Source organism: Paraburkholderia hiiakae (assembly GCF_904848665.1).
Lineage (GTDB): Bacteria > Pseudomonadota > Gammaproteobacteria > Burkholderiales > Burkholderiaceae > Paraburkholderia > Paraburkholderia hiiakae.
On record NZ_CAJHCQ010000013.1, the window covers coordinates 167199 to 184198 of the forward strand.

General features: G+C 66.1%; 15 protein-coding genes. 4 read left to right on the forward strand and 11 right to left on the reverse strand.

The window, feature by feature from the left end:
- Positions 1–32: 32 nt before the first annotated feature.
- Genes JMY28_RS24010 through gspG form a run of 7 tightly spaced genes read right to left on the reverse strand, consistent with a single transcriptional unit; the run spans position 33 to position 5217 of the window.
- A complete protein-coding gene (locus JMY28_RS24010; protein ID WP_201698390.1) occupies positions 33–572 on the reverse strand; it encodes a type II secretion system protein M in 540 nt (179 codons plus the stop codon).
- Positions 548–1942, reverse strand: coding sequence for a type II secretion system protein GspL (gene gspL, locus JMY28_RS24015; protein ID WP_201698391.1), 1395 nt, complete (start codon positions 1940–1942; stop codon positions 548–550). Before gspL ends, JMY28_RS24010 begins: the two co-directional genes overlap by 25 nt.
- Positions 1943–1976: 34 nt before the next feature.
- On the reverse strand, positions 1977–3107 hold the full coding sequence (gspK, locus tag JMY28_RS24020) for a type II secretion system minor pseudopilin GspK (RefSeq protein WP_201698392.1): 1131 nt from the start codon (positions 3105–3107) through the stop codon (positions 1977–1979).
- Positions 3104–3787 (reverse strand): PulJ/GspJ family protein, encoded by a 684-nt coding sequence (locus JMY28_RS24025; RefSeq protein WP_201698393.1) that lies wholly within the window; start codon positions 3785–3787, stop codon positions 3104–3106. The genes gspK and JMY28_RS24025 overlap by 4 nt, the downstream gene beginning before the upstream one ends.
- Positions 3765–4193 (reverse strand): type II secretion system minor pseudopilin GspI, encoded by a 429-nt coding sequence (gspI, locus tag JMY28_RS24030; RefSeq protein ID WP_407945534.1) that lies wholly within the window; start codon positions 4191–4193, stop codon positions 3765–3767. Before gspI ends, JMY28_RS24025 begins: the two co-directional genes overlap by 23 nt.
- 13 nt (positions 4194–4206) lie before the next feature.
- Complete coding sequence (locus tag JMY28_RS24035; RefSeq protein ID WP_201698395.1) at positions 4207–4731, reverse strand: GspH/FimT family pseudopilin; 525 nt, start codon at positions 4729–4731, stop codon at positions 4207–4209.
- Positions 4732–4752: 21 nt separating this feature from the next.
- The gene (gene gspG, locus JMY28_RS24040; RefSeq protein WP_201698396.1) at positions 4753–5217 is read right to left on the reverse strand and encodes a type II secretion system major pseudopilin GspG; all 465 of its coding nucleotides are present in this window, start codon (positions 5215–5217) and stop codon (positions 4753–4755) included.
- 209 nt (positions 5218–5426) lie between these two features.
- Here gspG and JMY28_RS24045 point away from each other — a divergent pair, with 209 nt between their 5' ends.
- Positions 5427–5840 (forward strand): general secretion pathway protein GspC, encoded by a 414-nt coding sequence (locus tag JMY28_RS24045; protein WP_201698397.1) that lies wholly within the window; start codon positions 5427–5429, stop codon positions 5838–5840.
- A 59-nt stretch (positions 5841–5899) separates the two neighbouring features.
- On the opposite strand, the gene gspF is transcribed toward JMY28_RS24045, so the two are convergent.
- Genes gspF through gspD form a run of 3 tightly spaced genes read right to left on the reverse strand, consistent with a single transcriptional unit; the run spans position 5900 to position 11002 of the window.
- Positions 5900–7117: a type II secretion system inner membrane protein GspF gene (gene gspF, locus JMY28_RS24050; RefSeq protein WP_201698398.1), complete on the reverse strand. Its 1218-nt coding sequence runs from the start codon at positions 7115–7117 to the stop codon at positions 5900–5902.
- 58 nt (positions 7118–7175) lie between these two features.
- Positions 7176–8672 carry a type II secretion system ATPase GspE gene (gene gspE / locus JMY28_RS24055; protein WP_201698399.1) on the reverse strand — a complete coding sequence of 499 codons (1497 nt, stop codon included), beginning with the start codon at positions 8670–8672 and terminating at the stop codon, positions 7176–7178.
- Positions 8669–11002 carry a type II secretion system secretin GspD gene (gene gspD, locus JMY28_RS24060; protein ID WP_201698400.1) on the reverse strand — a complete coding sequence of 778 codons (2334 nt, stop codon included), beginning with the start codon at positions 11000–11002 and terminating at the stop codon, positions 8669–8671. The genes gspE and gspD overlap by 4 nt, the downstream gene beginning before the upstream one ends.
- Before the next feature lie 510 nt (positions 11003–11512).
- Between gspD and JMY28_RS24065 the strand changes: the two genes are divergently transcribed.
- Entirely contained in the window at positions 11513–11959 is a 447-nt protein-coding gene (locus JMY28_RS24065; RefSeq protein WP_201698401.1) for a lytic transglycosylase domain-containing protein, read from the forward strand.
- Between the two features lie 166 nt (positions 11960–12125).
- Positions 12126–13472, forward strand: coding sequence for a GTP-binding protein (locus JMY28_RS24070; protein WP_201698402.1), 1347 nt, complete (start codon positions 12126–12128; stop codon positions 13470–13472).
- Positions 13473–13618: 146 nt separating this feature from the next.
- Here JMY28_RS24070 and JMY28_RS24075 read toward each other — a convergent pair whose 3' ends face one another.
- Entirely contained in the window at positions 13619–13897 is a 279-nt protein-coding gene (locus JMY28_RS24075) for an HU family DNA-binding protein (RefSeq protein WP_027815965.1), read from the reverse strand.
- A gap of 463 nt (positions 13898–14360) precedes the next feature.
- Here JMY28_RS24075 and mnmC point away from each other — a divergent pair, with 463 nt between their 5' ends.
- Positions 14361–16337, forward strand: coding sequence for a bifunctional tRNA (5-methylaminomethyl-2-thiouridine)(34)-methyltransferase MnmD/FAD-dependent 5-carboxymethylaminomethyl-2-thiouridine(34) oxidoreductase MnmC (mnmC, locus tag JMY28_RS24080; RefSeq protein ID WP_201698403.1), 1977 nt, complete (start codon positions 14361–14363; stop codon positions 16335–16337).
- Positions 16338–17000 lie beyond the last annotated feature (663 nt).

Consider the following 17000-nt stretch of genomic DNA (forward strand, 5'->3'; position numbering starts at 1 on the left):
AGTGCGCGCCTCTCGATGCGCGCTTTTTCTTTTTAATGCGTATTCGCCGGTTGCAGCGAGGCCGTCAAGTCGACCTGGCCATCGGCCTTCAGCGCAGTGATGTGCGCCTCGACCACCTGCACCTTGAACTGCTTGCGCACGTCGTCGAGCCACGCGGCCCACGCCGGAAACGACGCATTCTTCATCTGCACCTGCACCGTCGTGCCGATCAGCTGAATCTGCGCGCCCGTGAGCGCGTGATCGGCAAGCGATGCGGTGACTGCGTCCTTGAGCGCCTGGCCGCCCGGCGCTACGCTCGCCGCGGCGCCCGCAAGCGAGCGCGCCTCGTCGGCCTCGGCCGTCATCTGCGCGAGTCCGCGCTGCATGCCGGGCAGGCTCTCACGCAGGCGCGCGCGGCCGTCGGCGGCGGGCTGCCACAGCACCGACCAGCCGATCGCCAATGCAAGCACCGCGCCACCCCACGTGAGGAGCCCCTTTTCGCGCGTCGTGCGCGCTTCCCAGAAGGTCGCCCAGGCCTCGGCCCATGCGCCGCTCATCGCCGTTGTCTTCACGCTGCGCTCCTGATGGTCCATTTGCCCGTGCTGGCATCCACCGTGCCCGCAAGGCCGTTGCCCGCGAGGCGTTTCGCGAGATCGGCGTCGACGTTGACGCCTGGCTTGAAGGTCACGTCCAGACGCCGGTCGTGATAATCGAGCGCCGCGATGCCGTTCGCGGGCACCGGACCGAGCGAACGAGCGAGGCCGTCGGACAGCGCGAGGAAGTCGTCGGGCGAGGGCTCGCCCGCGGCCAGGCGCAATTGCTGCAACTGGCGCGCCATCTGTCCGGCGGGGTCGAGGACGACGGTCGTCTTCGGGAACGCGTTGAGGAGCAGCTCGGTCATCTGCGCGCTGATGGCGTCGCGCTGGCGCGCCATCATGAGCCACTGGATATTCGCCCCCACGACCGCGACGACGAGCGACGCGGCCACGAGCACGATCGGCACGCGCAGACGCCGCAGCGTCGCGCGATCGAGCTGCCACGGCTGCGAGGCGAACTCGAACTGGCAGAGGTCGAAGCGGCAGGCGAGCGCGCGCCGCGCGAGCGCCTCGAACGTGAGCGTCTGCGCACCCGGCAACGCGGCGGCCAGCGACGCGCGGGCGGCCGCGCTCGCGGGCTCGCCCGGGAGCTGGGTGAGGACGTAGCCCGAGACCGGCGCACCGCCGGCGAGCGCCGTGACGGTGGCCGCTACGCTCGCGGCGGGCACGGCGAAGCCGTCGGCGAGCGCGCCGCGCACGATCGCGAGTTCGAGCGCCACTTCCGTCGTGGCGGCCGCGGGCTCCAGCGCGACGCCGGGCAGCAGCGCGGGGGCGGTGGCAACGACATGGCCCAGCACGCATGCGGTGACGGGATCGAACGCGGGCGTGGCAGCGGAGGCGGGATTCGCGGCAGCGGACGTTACGCGCGGCTCTGCGGGCACGGCAGGCTCAGTTACTTGAGCCTCGTGAGCCGCCTCCACCACCTGCGCGGCCGGCAGGCAGCGCGCCACGGGCACGGCGCGCAGATTGCGGTGCCCCGCGGCGGTGAAGCCTTCCAGGAGAAAGCGGAACCAGCCTCGATCGATGGCCGCCACGACCTGCCGGCCATCGGCCAGGCGCTTCGGGTCGAGCGCGAGATGGCAGGTCTGCGCATCCTGGATCAGATGATCCTCGACCACGTTCGGCAGCGCCTGACGCAGACGCGGTCCCCTGAGCGGCGGCACGGTGGCGGCGAGCATGAGCAGGTCGCGCGCGGCGATCAGCAGGATGGTGGCCGAGGCCTTCGGCAGCAGCCCCAGCGCCGAACGGCCCGCGCGCTGCGTGTTGCCCGTCTTGTCGAGCAGCACGAAGGGCAGTTCCGGCAGTTGCCATTCCTGCGAGTGGACCGCCGGGTCGCGGGGCGGCATGAGAACGATCAGCGTGCTCAAACGCACCTCTTTTCGATGTTGGTCGGGGACGGTTTCATGGTTCGTCGCTAACGCGCACGATGCGCGTCGTATGAGTGAGCGGATCGCGCCAGACAAGTGTCGTGCGGTCCACCTCGGCGCGCTCGTGCTGCACGCGCCCATGGACCAGAAAATAACTCGTGTTGACGTCGATCTGCGTGGTGTCGATCGAGACCTGCTTCACGCCCACCCCTTCGAGCGCGAGTTGCACGTCGCTCACGTTGCGGAAAAACACGCTCTGGCGATGCGCGACGAGGGCCTGTGCATTCGAAAGGCTCATACCCGTCACGACGGAGGCGATCACCTCGGCGCTCGCCGTGTTCATGTTCACGGGCGTCACGGTGGGCAGAATTGTCACGAACGGGCGCAGCCGCGCGACGGCGTCGGGCGTGAAACCGGGCACATCGAGGAGCGAATCGACGCTCGTCATCAGCAGCGGGGCGACGCCACTGTTGTTGTCGGGCTCCGAGAGGCCGGGGTTGTCGGTGTAGTTGCCGCCGCCAGTCGTTCCGCCGCCTGCGAGCACCTCGGCTTGCGACCCGGTGTTCGTCGTGGCGGTTTGCGTCTGGAAGCGCGTTGCCGAGTAGGCAAGCCCTGAGCGCAGGTACACCGCGGTGTTCTTCGCGAGTGACTGGTCGATGCCGAGAATTTGCAACAGGCGCGCGAATGCCTCGATCTCCGTGACGTTCAGCTGCAGCGAGCCGGGCGTGCTGGTTGCCGCGAGATCGCGCAGATTGAAGCGCGCCTGGGCGTCTTCGATCGAACCCGAGAGCCAGGTGTCCGCGCCCTGTTGTGTGCGCGCTTCGCCGATCTGGCCGAGGAAGTCGGACAGGCGCGTTCTCGCGAGCGGGACGCCCCACGCGCCGCCAAGATACGTGATGCCCGCCGACGTATCCGCTTCGGAGCGCAGCACGAGGCGCGTCCAATCGAGCGAGGCGCGCGCGATCCATTGCGCCTGCGCGAGTAGCCGCTGATTCTCGATGCGCCGCAACTGCACCTGCTGGCGCCACAACATGCCCGAGACGATGATCGCCGAAAGCGCAACGACGAGTAGCGCACTGATGATGGCCGCCCCGCGCCGTGCGCGCGTGGAACAGCTGGATCGTCTGGTTTGCCGGGCGGCGGTTCGTTGTGTGCGCAACGTCATTCCCCCACCAGAAACACGCGGGTCACCGGCCGCTCGAGCGCATGCGAACCCACGCTCACCTGCACCCCCGTCACCGCGCGCGGCAGCGGTGCGTTACCGAGTTGCGGCACCTTGAGATCGTTGTCATTGCCCGTTACCTGAGAGCGCACGTCCTGCATGTTCGCCGTCCAGCCCGTCTTCGGCACGTACAGGCGCGCGTTGATGACGTCCACGCCGCTCATCATCGGCAACGCGCCCCAGTTGTCGCCTTCGCCGCCGCGCAGTGCACGCCGCAGCGCCCCGAGATTGGCGAGGGGCGGCGACGCATAGCGCACCACCTGGCCGCCCGACACGCGGTAGCGCACCACTTGCAGGCGGGGCGCCGCGCCCGGCGGCACCGCGAACGCGCGCACGATCTGCAGCGCGCCGCCGTCGAGCGAGATGGCGACGCCGCCCGCTTCGTCGTCGGAGGCGGCTTCGCGCAAGTCGATGCGCATCTGGTCGAACATCTGCGCGAACACGCGCTCCTGCGCCATCGAGCGCGTGATGGTCTCGCGCCCGCGGACAATCTCGTCGAGGCCGCGCCACGAGAGGATCGCCACCACGGCCATGATGGCGATCGCAACGAGCAGCTCGATCAGCGTGAAGCCGCGCGCTGATGCGGCGACGCGCACGCGGTCACAACGAGCGGTTCGTCTCATTGGCGAGCACCGTGACGAGTTGCGCGAGATTGCCGGAGCGGCCGGGCATCGTCACCGACACCTCCACGCGCCGAAAAACGGGGTTAGGCGTTGCCGCGACATGCTGCGTGCAGGTCAGCCGCAGATTACCCTGCGAGCAGTCGAAGCTGCTCTCGCCAAGGTCGGGCCACGCGTGCACGAGTCGCAGTTGTGCAAGCATGTTGTCCGCACTCCAGCCCGCAAGCAGGCGGTCGTGCAGGTCGGCTTCGCTCGCGGCAAGGCTGCCCACGGCGCGCAACGAAGCGGCCAGTGCAATCGCGATGATTGCGAGCGCAACCAACACTTCGATCATCGTGAAACCGCGCTCACGTACCGAACGTACCGGACGATCCAGGCGAGCGCTGCGGCCGCGCTTTCCTCCACGTATCGAGAGCCGCATCTCAGCGCACCTCGAAGCGGCCAGTGCCGGTGCCGACGATCGTCGCGCGGCCGGCTGCCGAAAAGAGTGTGATCTGCACCGGCACGTCCACGGCCTCGGTGCCGAAGATGAGCCGGTTTGCCTGCGTGTCGTCGCCGCCGGGGTAGGTGATCGCCACGCCGGTCACGCCGCCTTCCCACTGGCGCGGTCCGAGCAGATCGTCGCGCAGCGGACGCCAGCCGTCTTCCGTATGGACATCGAAGCGGAACCCGCCCGCGAGCGGCTGCCATGCAATGGGCCGCGCCCGCACCTGCGCCTCGTCGCCCGCCGATTCGAACAGGAGCGCGAGACGCTGCGCCTCTTCGTTCAGATCGGTGCGCGGATTGCGCGTGAGCGTGAGCGAAGCGAGCGAGATGAGAATCCCCGCGATCAGCAGCACCACGAGCATTTCGAGCAGCGTGAACCCCGCCGCGCGCGAGCGCATGCCCGCGCGTGAGGTGCGCGAAAAACGGCGGTCCCGGCAAGGGGAAAGGCGGCTCGGTTGCATGGATGCAGCGTGGCGGATGACTTACTGCCAGGAGCCGACATCGGCGTCGTTACCTTCGCCGCCAGGTTTGCCGTCGGCGCCATAGCTGAATACATCGATCTCGCCGTGCACGCCCGGGTTCAGGTACTGGTACGGATTGCCCCACGGGTCATTGGGCAGGCGCTCCAGATAGCCGCCGTCCTTCCAGTTGTTCGGCACGGGGTCGGTGGTCGGCTTTTGCACGAGCGCCTGCAGCCCCTGGTCCTGGGCCGGATAGCGGCCGTTGTCGAGGCGATAGAGCTTCATCGCCTGCATGATCGTACCGATATCCTGGCGCGCGGCGACGCGGCGCGCTTCATCGGGACGACTCATGATCTTCGGCACGATCAACGCGGCCAGAATGCCGAGAATCGCGATCACGACCATGATTTCGATGAGCGTGAAACCGCGTTGGCGGCGCGTGCGCGTGACTTCGATTTCGGCACGGCGTTTGGCCCATATGGACATGAATTCTTTCCTCCCTCGCTAGATATGGTTGCGGTGCACGCTTGTGCGCCGCGCTTCGTCCGCTTGCAATCGAACCGCCGCTTGAATCGGCCGGGTCCTCGCACGCATGACGGGTCATTGTAATGTCACACGATGACGCCTTTCCGACGCCTTGCAGGCATGGCAAACGCGTACATCAAAAATTTCATAAACCTTCGTACAATGAGCGCATGAACCCACTGCAAATCCGCCTTCTTTCCCTCGCCGCGTTTGCGGTGTTCTGCGCCACGGCCACGTGGTGGACGATCACCCTCGCCACGAACCGCGCGGCACCGGTGCAGGCTGCCGCCGCTCAGCCGCCGATCTCGCTCGACCAGGCCGGCACGCTGTTCGGCGGCAGGCTCGAGCGCAACCCCGTGCAGGACATTCACCTGTTCGGCATCCTCTCGCTCGCTCAAGGCGCCGCGGCGATCGTAAGCATCGGCGGCGAACCGCCGAGAGCCATCTCGCTCGGCGGCCCAATCGACCAGAACTCAAAACTCTTCGAAGTGCGCCCCCGCTCGATCGTCATCGACCGCCACGGCGTGCACTCCGAAATCTTCCTGCCGCCCAACGCAGCCGGTCCCACCATCTACATGCGCTGAGTTGCGCGCGCCCGGCTTCGTGCCGGCCGCCTCGCGCAGTTCGTACTCGTTCGTACGCCTTACTGCACGAGGTTGTTCAGCTCGATGATCGGCAGCATCACCGCGAGCACGATCACGAGCACCACGCCGCCCATCGCCAGAATCAGGAGCGGTTCGAGCAGGCTCGTGAGGAACATCGTGCGCCGCTCCAGTTCGCGCGCTTCGCCTTCGGCCGCGCGGTCGAGCATGGTTGTCACGTCGCCGGTCGCTTCGCCGGATCGGATCAGGTGCACGAGCACCGGCGGAAACGTCTTCGTATTACCTAGCGCGCGAGAAAGCGACGTGCCTTCGCGCACACGCACGATGGCTTCGTCGATGTTCGTGCGCATCGCCTTGTTCGAGAGCGTTTCGCCCGCCGCTTGCAGCGCGCGCAGGATCGGCACGCCCGCCGCGGAGAGAATGCCGAGCGTGCTCGCGAAGCGCACGGTGTTGTAGCCGCGCACGAGCTTGCCCGCGAGCGGCGCGGTGAGCATCCAGCGGTCGAACGCGAGACGCGGCCCGGGCCTGCGCAGAGTCGCGCGCACGATCCACGAAACCAGCGCCACGGCGATCAGCACCGCCCACCACCACTGCCGCACGAATCCCGAAAGCGCCATCATCACGATGGTGAGGAAGGGCAGTTGCTGCTTGGTGCTCGCAAACACGTTCACCACTTGAGGCACCACGTAGCTCAGCAGGAACGTGACGATGCCGAACGCGATGATCGTGACGATCGTCGGGTACGTGAAGGCAAGCACGATCTTCTGCTTGAGCGCATTGCGCTGCTCGATGTAGTCGGCCAGACGCGAAAGCACGATGCCGAGTTTGCCGGTGTGCTCGCCCGCAGCCACGAGCGCGCGGTAGATGTCCGGGAAGTCGCGCGGATGCTGCTCGAGCGCGCTGGCAAGCGAATGGCCGCCGAGCACCTCGGCGCGAATCGCCGCCATCAGTTCCCGGATGTAGTCGCGCTCGGACTGCTCGGTGAGCACCGCGAGCGCCTCGCCGAGCGGCAAGCCCGCTACCAGCAGACTGGCGAGCTGGCGCGTGAGGATGGCCTGCTCGCGCTGCGAGAGCTTGCGCCCGAGCGCAAGCCGCTGCGCACGCGCGCCGCGCGTGCGGGTCGCGGCCGGCTCGACCACGAGCGGCGTGAGGCCCTGGCCACGCAGCAGCGCGCGCGCGCCGCGCGCGCTGTCGGCGTCGAGCACGCCTTTTTGCGGTTTGCCCGTGGCGTCGATGGCTTCGAAGCGAAATGCCGGCATGTTGCTGATCGACCTCGCTTTTATTGAACGTCCATCTTGTGGTTCATCTTGCGGCCCATCACGCGCCGCCCGTCACGCGCAGCACTTCTTCGAGCGACGTCCTGCCCGCATCGATCCAGCGCTCGCCGTCTTCACGCAGCGTGCGCATCCCTTGCGTCCGACCGGCCTGGAAGATCTCCGCATCGGCGGCATTGCGGTGGATGAGCGCGCGAATCGGCTCGTCGATGAGCAGCAGTTCGTATACGCCGCGCCGTCCCGAGTAGCCCGAATGACCGCAACGCTCGCACCCCACCGGATGCCAGCGCTTCCTGCCGTCGTCTTCCACGCGCTCTTCCTTGCACACGGGGCAGAGCTGGCGCACGAGGCGCTGCGCAAGCACGCCGAGCAGCGACGAAGCGAGCAGATACGGTTCGACGCCCATGTCGGTCAGACGCGTCACCGCCGAGGCGGCGTCGTTGGTATGGAGCGTGGCGAGCACGAGGTGACCCGTGAGCGAGGCCTGCACGGCGATCTGCGCGGTTTCGAGGTCGCGGATTTCGCCGATCATGATGATGTCCGGGTCCTGACGCAGGATCGAGCGCAACGCGCGCGCGAACGTCATGCCGATGCGCTCGTTCACCTGGGTCTGCCCGATGCCCGAGAGGTCGTACTCGATCGGGTCTTCCACGGTCATGATGTTGGTCGTGGCCGTTTCGAGCCGCGACATTGACGCGTACAGCGTGGTTGTCTTGCCCGAGCCCGTCGGGCCGGTCACGAGCACGATGCCGTGCGGCTTCGCGATCAACTGGTCGAACTTGCCGAGCGTGTCGCCGGCCATGCCGAGCGCTTCGAGGTTCAGACGCTGCGCGTCTTTTTCCAGCAGACGCAGCACGGCGCGCTCGCCGTGGCCCGTGGGCAGCGTGGAGACGCGCACGTCCACCGGTCGCCCGCCTACGCGCAGCGTGATGCGACCGTCCTGCGGCAGGCGTTTCTCGGCAATGTCGAGCTGCGCCATGATCTTGATACGCGAGATAAGCGCACCGTGCAGCGCCTTCTTCGGGCGCACGACGTCGCGCAGCGTGCCGTCCACGCGAAAGCGCACCACCGAGGCATTCTCGAACGGCTCGATGTGGATGTCCGATGCCTGCTCGCGCGCGGCCTGTGTCAGGAGCGCGTTGATCATGCGGATGATCGGCGCGTCGTCTTCGGACTCCAGCAGATCTTCCACTTCGGGAATGTCCTGCATGAGGCGCGAGAGATCCACTTCGCCTTCCACTTCGCCCACTACCTGCGCGGCGCTGCCGTCCTGGCGCGCGTAAGCCTGGTTGATGGCCTGCGCGAGTTCGTCGGCCGGCAAGCGCACGAGCGCGAACGCGCCGAAATTGCGCGCGACCTCAGCGATGGCGGCCTGCGACGTGCGCTCGCTGATCCACACTTCAAGGCCCTCGGCGCGCTGGTGGGCCACGAGAATCTGGCCGCTGCGCGCAAAGCCGTACGGCACGAGGCGAGCGGCGAGCGGCGAGGGCGGCTCGCGGTCCGCGCCGCTCGTGGCCGCAGGCGCGTGAGGCGTGCTCACGGCTGCACCCGCGTCGTGGTGGGCACCGCCTGTTGCACCGGCGTGGTTTCCACGGGCGCGGTTTGCAGGGGTTCGGCGGGCTGCATCTGCACGGCGCTTGCCGGATTTGCAGGAGCCGCGGGCGGCACGCCCACCGCCTGTTGACGCCGCATCTGGTCGAGATCGAACAGGTTCAGCGCCGATCCGCCCTGGCTCGGGCCGAGCGGCATCGGCGGCACGACCGGGTCGTCCTTATCCTTGATCAGGTTGTTGTCGGACTTGTATGCGCCCGTCACGCCCTGGATATAGTCGTAGCGATTCGACGTGACCGCTTGCGCCGTGTCGCGGTCGCTGATGATCACCGGACGCAGGAACACCATCAGGTTCGTCTTCTCGCGCGTCTTGTTTTCCGAGCGGAACAGCTGGCCGATCCAGGGAATGTCACCGAGCAGCGGCACCTTGCTGTTGGCGACCTGGTAGTTGTCCTGCATCAGGCCGCCGAGCACGATGATTTCGCCGTTATCGGCCAGCACAGTCGACTGGATCGAACGCTTGGTGAACTCGGGGCCGGCCGGGTTGGTCGACGCGTTGGTCGTACCCGTGACGATCGCCGAATCTTCCGTGTATAGCTGCAGCTTGAGGATGCCGCCGTCGGTGATCTGCGGCTTGATGTGCAGCGTCAAGCCTACGTCCACACGGTCGTAGGTGTTGAACGCCGTGCTCGCCGTGCCGCTCGTGAGGTTCGAGTACGAACCCGTCTGGATCGGCACGTTCGTACCGACGACGATCTTCGCTTCCTGGTTGTCGAGCGTGATGAGGTTAGGCGTGGACAGCACGTTGGCATCGGCCGTTTGCGAGAGCGCCTGCAGCAATGCGCCAAGCCCCTGCACGCCGAAGATGTTCTTGATCCAGCCCACATTCAGGCCCTGCTGGAGGCCGGATGCCCCGAGCGCGTTGGCGAGGCCGCCGGTAGTGGCGGCGGCGGCCGCTGCCGTCGTCAGGTTGACAATGCTGTTGCCGCTGCCGGTGGCCAGATTGGTGCCCGCGTACACATTGCCGCTCGCGACCTGCCACTGAATGCCCAGGTTGGCGTTGGTGGTCGAGTTCAGCTCGACGATCAGCGCTTCGATGTAGACCTGCGCGCGACGCGCATCCAGCTGGTTGATCACGGAGCGCAGGTTGCGGTACACCGCGTCCGGGGCCGTGATGATCAGCGAGTTGGTCGCCGGGTCCGCCTGGATCATGCCGCCCGGCTGGTTGTCGTCGCCCTTGTCCTTGTCGCCGCCGAGGAACGGCGCTTCGTTGCTGCCGCCGCCGCTGCCGTATGAGCTGCCCCCGCCCATCGAACTGCCCGACGACGTACCGCCGCCGAGCGAACTCGACGGCAGCGGCGGCGTGCCGGAGGTGCCGGTCGACGTGCTGCTGCCGCCACCGCCGTTGCCGCTCTGGTTGAAGCCATTCGCGTTGCCCGACGACGACGTATCGTTGCCGCCCTTGCCGAGCATCCCGCGCAGCGTCTTGGCGAGTTGCGTGGCGTCGGCGTTGCGCAGCGGGACGACGTGAATGTTGCCCGGCATGCTGGTCGGCGCGTCGAGCTGCTTCGAGAGCTGGACTGCGGAGGCGAGGCGCTGCGCGTTCGAGGCACGCAGCATCAGCGAGTTGGTGCGCGGGTCGGCAACGACCGAAACCTTCAGCGACGGGTCCGAGGCGCCGATCGCGCCCGGGTCGAGCATCTTCGCGATTTGCGGCGCGATGTCGAGCGCATTGGCGTTGTGCAGCTGCACCACCTGCACCTGCTGGCCGGCGGCCGAGTCCACACCCGCGATGATCGAGGCGATGCGGCGCACGTTGTCCGCATAGTCGGTCACGATGAGCGTGTTGTTGGCCGGGTAGGCGGCAATGGTGTTGTTCGGCGAGATGAGCGGGCGCAGCACCGGCAGGAGGTTGTTCGCCGACTCGTGCCTGAGCGTGAACACCTGGGTCACCACCTGGTCGCCGCGCGCGGTAGGCGCATTGCCGACATAGGTGGGCACGCCCTGCAGCTTGGCGTCCGCCTCCGGCACGACCTTCAGTACACCGTGATCCTGCACGAGCGCGAAGCCTTGCATACGCAGCGCCGACTGCAGGGTCTTGAGCGCCTGGTCCTCGGGTACGGGGTTCTCCGAGACGAGATTGAGCTGCCCCTTCACGCGGGGATCGACGATGATCGTTTTGCCGGTGGCGGCGCCAATTGCCTTCGCCACCTGATCGATGTCGGCGTTGACGAAATTGAGCGTGACCTGCGCATAGGCAAGCTGTGCCGTAATGAGTCCGCTCACGAGCAGCGCCGTGGCGACGCGACGCAAAGCCATACGATTTCTTCTCATGGGTGTCTTATCGAAGCCAGCGGCAGACGCGCGCGGCTATTCGTTCTCGACGTGCGGCTGTGGGGCCGACTCGCCTGTGCTTTTCTGACTAGTGTCGGCGCCGGCTCTCCTCAGCCCGGACGTCCGTTAGTCAACAAAAGATGGAACAGTAGCAGTTTTTCATGTCGAATTTGTCACAAAAAATGGGTCTCCGGGGAATTCTTCTAATCCGCGAGCCGCGCCAGCCATCAATCCCAAGCTATTTGTAAGCATGCGGGCGTCTTGTCCGGGCGGCCAGCTTGACGCTTCATCGGTGACCGGTATCATACGAGCGGCCCGAAGGTTGCCCAACGCACTTTCGGGCCTTATTTGTGTGGGAATTCCCGCATTGCTCGCCAGAAAACAGGCCGGCCCGCGAGAGATTGCGTCATTCTTCAGACTGCGTCGTTCGGTTCTTTGCTTGCCGTTTTGTTTGTCCTTTTGTTTGCCCTTTTTTCAGCTTCCGCGCGAGTCGCCATGCAGAACATCTGGTCCGCTACGCTTGCCGCCGCCGTGGTGCTCGTCACCGCGAGCGCCAGCACGCTCGCGCACGCGGACTGTTTCGACGAGGCCGCGCACTACCAGAAGGTCAATCCGCTGATCCTGCGCGCCATCGCCTGGCAGGAGTCGCACAACCGGCCCGACGCGGTACACAGGAATGCGAACGGTTCGATCGACTATGGCGTCATGCAGATCAATTCCGTGCACCTGCCCGTGCTCTCGCAGTACGGCATCTCGCAAAGCACGCTCATGGAGCCGTGCAAGAACGTCTACATTGCCGCGTGGCATCTACGCCAGAAGATGAACAAATACGGCAACACGTGGGCGGCGATCGGCGCTTACCATTCCGAAACGCCAACGCAGCGCGACCAGTACGCGCAGCAAATCGCCGACATTCTGCGCAAATGGCATCTCATGCAGTAGCGCACTCGAGCGCATACTGCGTGCTTGAGCCCTGAAAGCGGCGACACGCGTGCCCGGCGCCTGGCGCGTGCATGGTGCAAAATACTGGCTGGCGCCGCTCCCTTACGAGGATTTCGATCCTTTCGCGCGGCGCGCCTCCCGACTCACTTTCTGCACCCCAACTGCGATGAACCAGCCGCCACTGCCCGTCACCGTGCTCTCGGGTTTTCTGGGCGCGGGCAAGACCACGCTGCTCAACCATATTCTTTCGAACCGCGCGGGCCTGCGCGTGGCGGTGATCGTCAACGACCTCGCGTCGGTGAACATCGACGCCGCGCTCGTGCGCGACGCCTCGGCGCTCTCGCGCGTGGAAGAGCGCGTGGTCGAAATGTCGAACGGCTGCATTTGCTGCACGCTGCGCGACGACCTGCTCACCGAGATCCAGCGCCTCGCCGACCCCGCGCACACCGGCCAGCGCTTCGACGCCATCGTGATCGAATCGACCGGCGTGGCCGAGCCCATGCCGATCGCGGAAACGTTCACCTTCGCGGGCGAAGACGGCGTCGCGCTCGACGCGTTCGCGCGCCTCGACACGATGGTCACGGTGGTCGACGCATTCAACTTCCTGCGCGACTACGCGAGCGCTGACCAGCTCGCGCAGCGGGGCGTGGCGGCGAGCGAGGAAGACGACCGCGCGATCGTGGAGCTGCTCGTCGATCAGGTGGAATTCTGCGACGTGCTCGTGCTCAACAAGGCCGACCTCGTGAGCGACGACGAACTCGCGCGCCTGCAGCACATTCTCGCGCGCATCAATCCGCGCGCCGTGCAGGTGGTGAGCCGCTTCGGCGATGTGCCGTTCGAGGAAGTGATCAATACCGGGCGCTTCGATTTCGATGCGGCGTCGAGCGCACCGGGCTGGCTCGCGTCGCTGCACGACCATGACCATAGCGATGACCCGGCGCATTGCCACGATCCTGCGCATACGCATGCGCCGCGCAGCGAAGCCGATGAGTACGGTATCAGCAACTTCGTTTATCGCGCGCGCCGTCCGTTTCATCCCGAACGCTTCTGGGCGCTGCTCAACCAGGAGTGGAAGGGCGTACTGCGCTCGAAGGGCTTCTTCTGGCTAGCCACGCGCAACGACATAACGGGCACGCTCTCGCAGGCAGGCGGCGTGTGCCGCCACGGTCCCGCGGGCACGTGGTGGGCTGCGCTGCCGCGCGAGGAATGGCCGCAGGACGCCGAGCTCGAAAAGGAAATCGCCGCCGACTGGCAGGGCGATCTCGATGACCCCAGCGTCGGCGACCGTCGCCAGGAACTGGTGATGATCGGTGTGGATCTCGATCGCGACGCCTGGCGCTCGAAGCTCGACGCATGTCTTCTCACCGACGAGGAGTACGCGGCTGGTCCCGAAGCCTGGCTGAACTACGCCGACCCGTTCCCGTCCTGGGAACTGGACGACGACGATCACGATCACGATCACGGCGATCACGGCGATCACGGCGATCACGGCGAAATCGTCCATCGTCCCTAGTCGTCCCGAGTAGTCAGAGCGACGCGCTCAATCAACAACGGCGCCGCATTATTGCGGCGCCGTTTGCTTTTTCGCCCGCGCTGCACGAACCGCGCGGGCGAAAAAAAACCCGCCAGGGGCGGGTGTCAACTTAAAGCGGCAATGGCTTAGCGCTTGTTGACGGCGTCCTTGAACGCCTTGCCAGCCGTAAACTTGACGGTCTTGGCTGCGGGAATCTTGATGGTTTCGCCGGTCTTCGGGTTGCGGCCCGTACGGGCTGCGCGCTTGCCCGAACCGAAGCTGCCGAAGCCGATCAGCTGAACCGCGTCACCCTTCGACACAGCCTTCTTGACCACTTCGAGGAGCGTGTCCAGCGTCTCGCCGGTTTGTGCCTTGCTAGCGCCCGTCTGTGCTGCGACGGCGTCGATCAGTTCCTGTTTATTCATTGAGAAGTTCCTTTCTGTGTTTAGGTTGACACGAACAGCGCGAACGCGCCGATTATACGGACGCGTGCCGCGCCGTCGAGCAGCGACGGACCCGGAGCACCCCGGCGTTTTCGCGTTGCGGCGGCTAGCGTGTGTCTTATGCCGCAACGTCCGTGCTGCCGCTTCCCTGGGCGGCGCTTGCTATGATAGCGCAGCGCAAACCCAATAACGACAAGGGTTTCGAAGAATTCGCGCGGGAATTGCGGCTTTTTTGGCGCCTACAGACGTTTTAGGGGTATCCACCCCCGCAAATCCCGCTGCCTGCGGCATTTTTCCCGCCGCACGCGTTGCGCGGCGCCAACGCAGCACGCGCGCAAACGCAGGCCTGGCAAGCGTTTGCGGCCATGCGGCAAGCCTTCGCCATACGCTTTTTCCCGTCTCGCTCCTTTCTCGTTTCTTCCTCACTTCTGGCTTCGCGTTCCTCATGACCGCCACCCTGACACCTGCCACGCTCGCTTTTCGGGAAGACGGCACGCCGTTTTCGCCTATCTATGGCGACGTTTATCACAGCACTGCAGGCGCATTCGCACAGGCCCAAGCCGTCTTTCTGAACGGCAACGCGTTGCCGCAGCGCTGGCAAGACCGGCGGATCTTCACCGTGGTCGAAACCGGCTTCGGCATGGGCGTGAACTTTCTCGCGACGTGGTCGGCATGGCGCGACGATCCGGCGCGCTGCGAACGCCTGCATTTCGTTTCGGTGGAAAAACATCCGTTCGCGCGCAACGACCTGCAGAGCGCGCTCGGCGCAATCGTTGCGCACACACGCGAAGCGCCGCTCGCGCGCGAACTCGTGAACGCCTGGCCGATGCTCGTGGCGGGCACGCATCGACTCGAATTCGATGACGGACGCGTCACGCTCACGCTCGTTTTCGGCGACGCGCTCGAGGTATTTCCCAAAATGTGGATGCGCGCCGATGCGATCTACCTCGACGGCTTCGCTCCCGCGAAGAATCCCGAGCTCTGGTCCCCGGCCATTTTCAAGGCACTTGCGCGCATTGCCGGCGAGGACGCGACCTTCGCGACCTGGAGCAGTTCGGGGGACGTGAAGCGCGCGCTGGAGCAAAGCGGCTTCGAATACCAGAAGGTAAAAGGCTTCAACGGCAAGTGGGCGATGCTGGTCGGACGCTTCGCGCCGCGCTGGCGCGTGCGCCGCTACGAGCCGCCGCTGCCACTTGCGCTGCGCGAGCGGCACGCCATCGTCGTGGGAGCGGGACTCGCCGGCTGCGCACTCGTCGAGCGGCTGGCCGTACGCGGCTGGCGCGTGACGCTCATCGAACGCAACGCCGCACCCGCGCTCGAGGCATCGGGCAATCCGGCCGGCGTGTTTCATCCGCTGATTTCCCGTGACGACAGCAGCGCGTCCCGCATCACGCGCGCGGGGTTTCTCTACGCGCTCCGGCGCTGGGCGGCGCTCGAAGCCGCGGGCCATGCGCCCAGGCGCTCGCACGCCGGCTTGCTCCATCTCGCCACCGACGACGAATCGCGCGCCGTCGCCGCCGCGCTGGAATCGTTCGGCTATCCCGAAGAATTCGTGAGCGCCGTCACGCGTGAGCAAGCGCAGGCGCTGGCCGGCGTCGCGCTCAATCAGGGCGGGTGGTTCTATCCGCTAGGCGGCGCGATCTCCCCGGCGTCGCTCTGCCACGCTCAATGCGCCTACGCCGCCGCGTTGCCTCGCGCACAGGTCGAAACACGTTTCGGTGTACGTATCGGTCATATCGCGCGCGCAGGCGTTCAAGAATCCGACGAATGGCAGGTGTTCGACGACGCCGGACGATTCGTCGCCCAGGCGGGGGCGGTGATCTTCGCCAACGCCCAGGACGCCTCGCGCGCCGCCACGCTCGAGCATGCGCCCACGCGCATCGTGCGCGGTCAGCTCACGCTCGTCGATCCCAGCCCGCTCGCGAACCTGCGCGTGCCCGTGATCGGCGAAGGCTATGCGGTGCCGCTCGACGACGGCGTGACACTCGCGGGCGCTACCTACGAAGTCGACGACGCCGACGACGCGCTGCGCGCCGCCGGCCATACCGAGAATATCGAACGCGTCGCCCAAATGCTGCCGGAACTCGGCGCGGCTCAAGGCGAGCGCGACTTCGCGGGCCGCGTGGCGTTCCGCTGCGTCACCAGCGACCGCATGCCGATGATCGGCCCGCTCGCCGACGAAAATGCCGCCCGCCGCGATGCGCAGCGTCTGGCCGGCGCGTGGCCGCTCGACCTGCCGCGCGCAAGCGGCCTCTACGGTGCGTATGCGTTTGGCTCGCGCGGGCTCGTGTGGGCGGCGCTAGGGGCGGAGCTGATCGCCTCGCAGCTGGAAGGCGAACCGTGGCCGCTGGAGCGGGAACTCGCCGATCAGGTGGATCCGGCGCGCTTTCTCCAGCGCGCCTTGCGCCAGCGCAGTCTTTGAGCGCGGCGCACGGAAAAGGGCTGAAAAGGGCCGCCCAGGTTATCCACGCGAATCTGTGGATAACCGCGCGAATTACCAGCGAATCGAGTGTGGAGCCGGTGTGGACGTAAACGGGGTAACTCAGCACACCCCCTTCCAGGCCAAAAAGTTGTTCTTCGAAGCGCGCGCGGACCGCACACACTTTGCGCCCGGTTGTGCGAGCGCCAACTCGCGGATTCCTTTCGGTAAACCCCGGTTATCCACAGGAAACCCAGGCCCTTGTTAACTTCTACTACGTATACATACGGTAAACCGTAAACCCGAAGCTAATCCCATCGCTACCGGAAAGCACGACGAAACCCGAGCTTGAAAACGCCGACGAAAGCCGCCTCTCGATGCGGTCATTTTTTCCGCATACGTCGCCCGAAGCGCACAATGAGGACGCTATTACCGCCTTCGTCGATGCTTTCGAAGAGCGGGGGGCAATTGCAAAAAAGCTATGGCACAATCGCCGTTCTTTCCGCGTCAAACGCCGCATCAGACGGTCGACGCATCCAAGGAACGGTTGCCCCTCATCCTGAATCTGAGTGCTCAGGGTAGACAGCAACGTTCGTTCATCCAACGCGGGCGCAGCCACACCACACGCAAGGCGCCCGTACCGGCTGTTCGCCGCACCGTCATGTG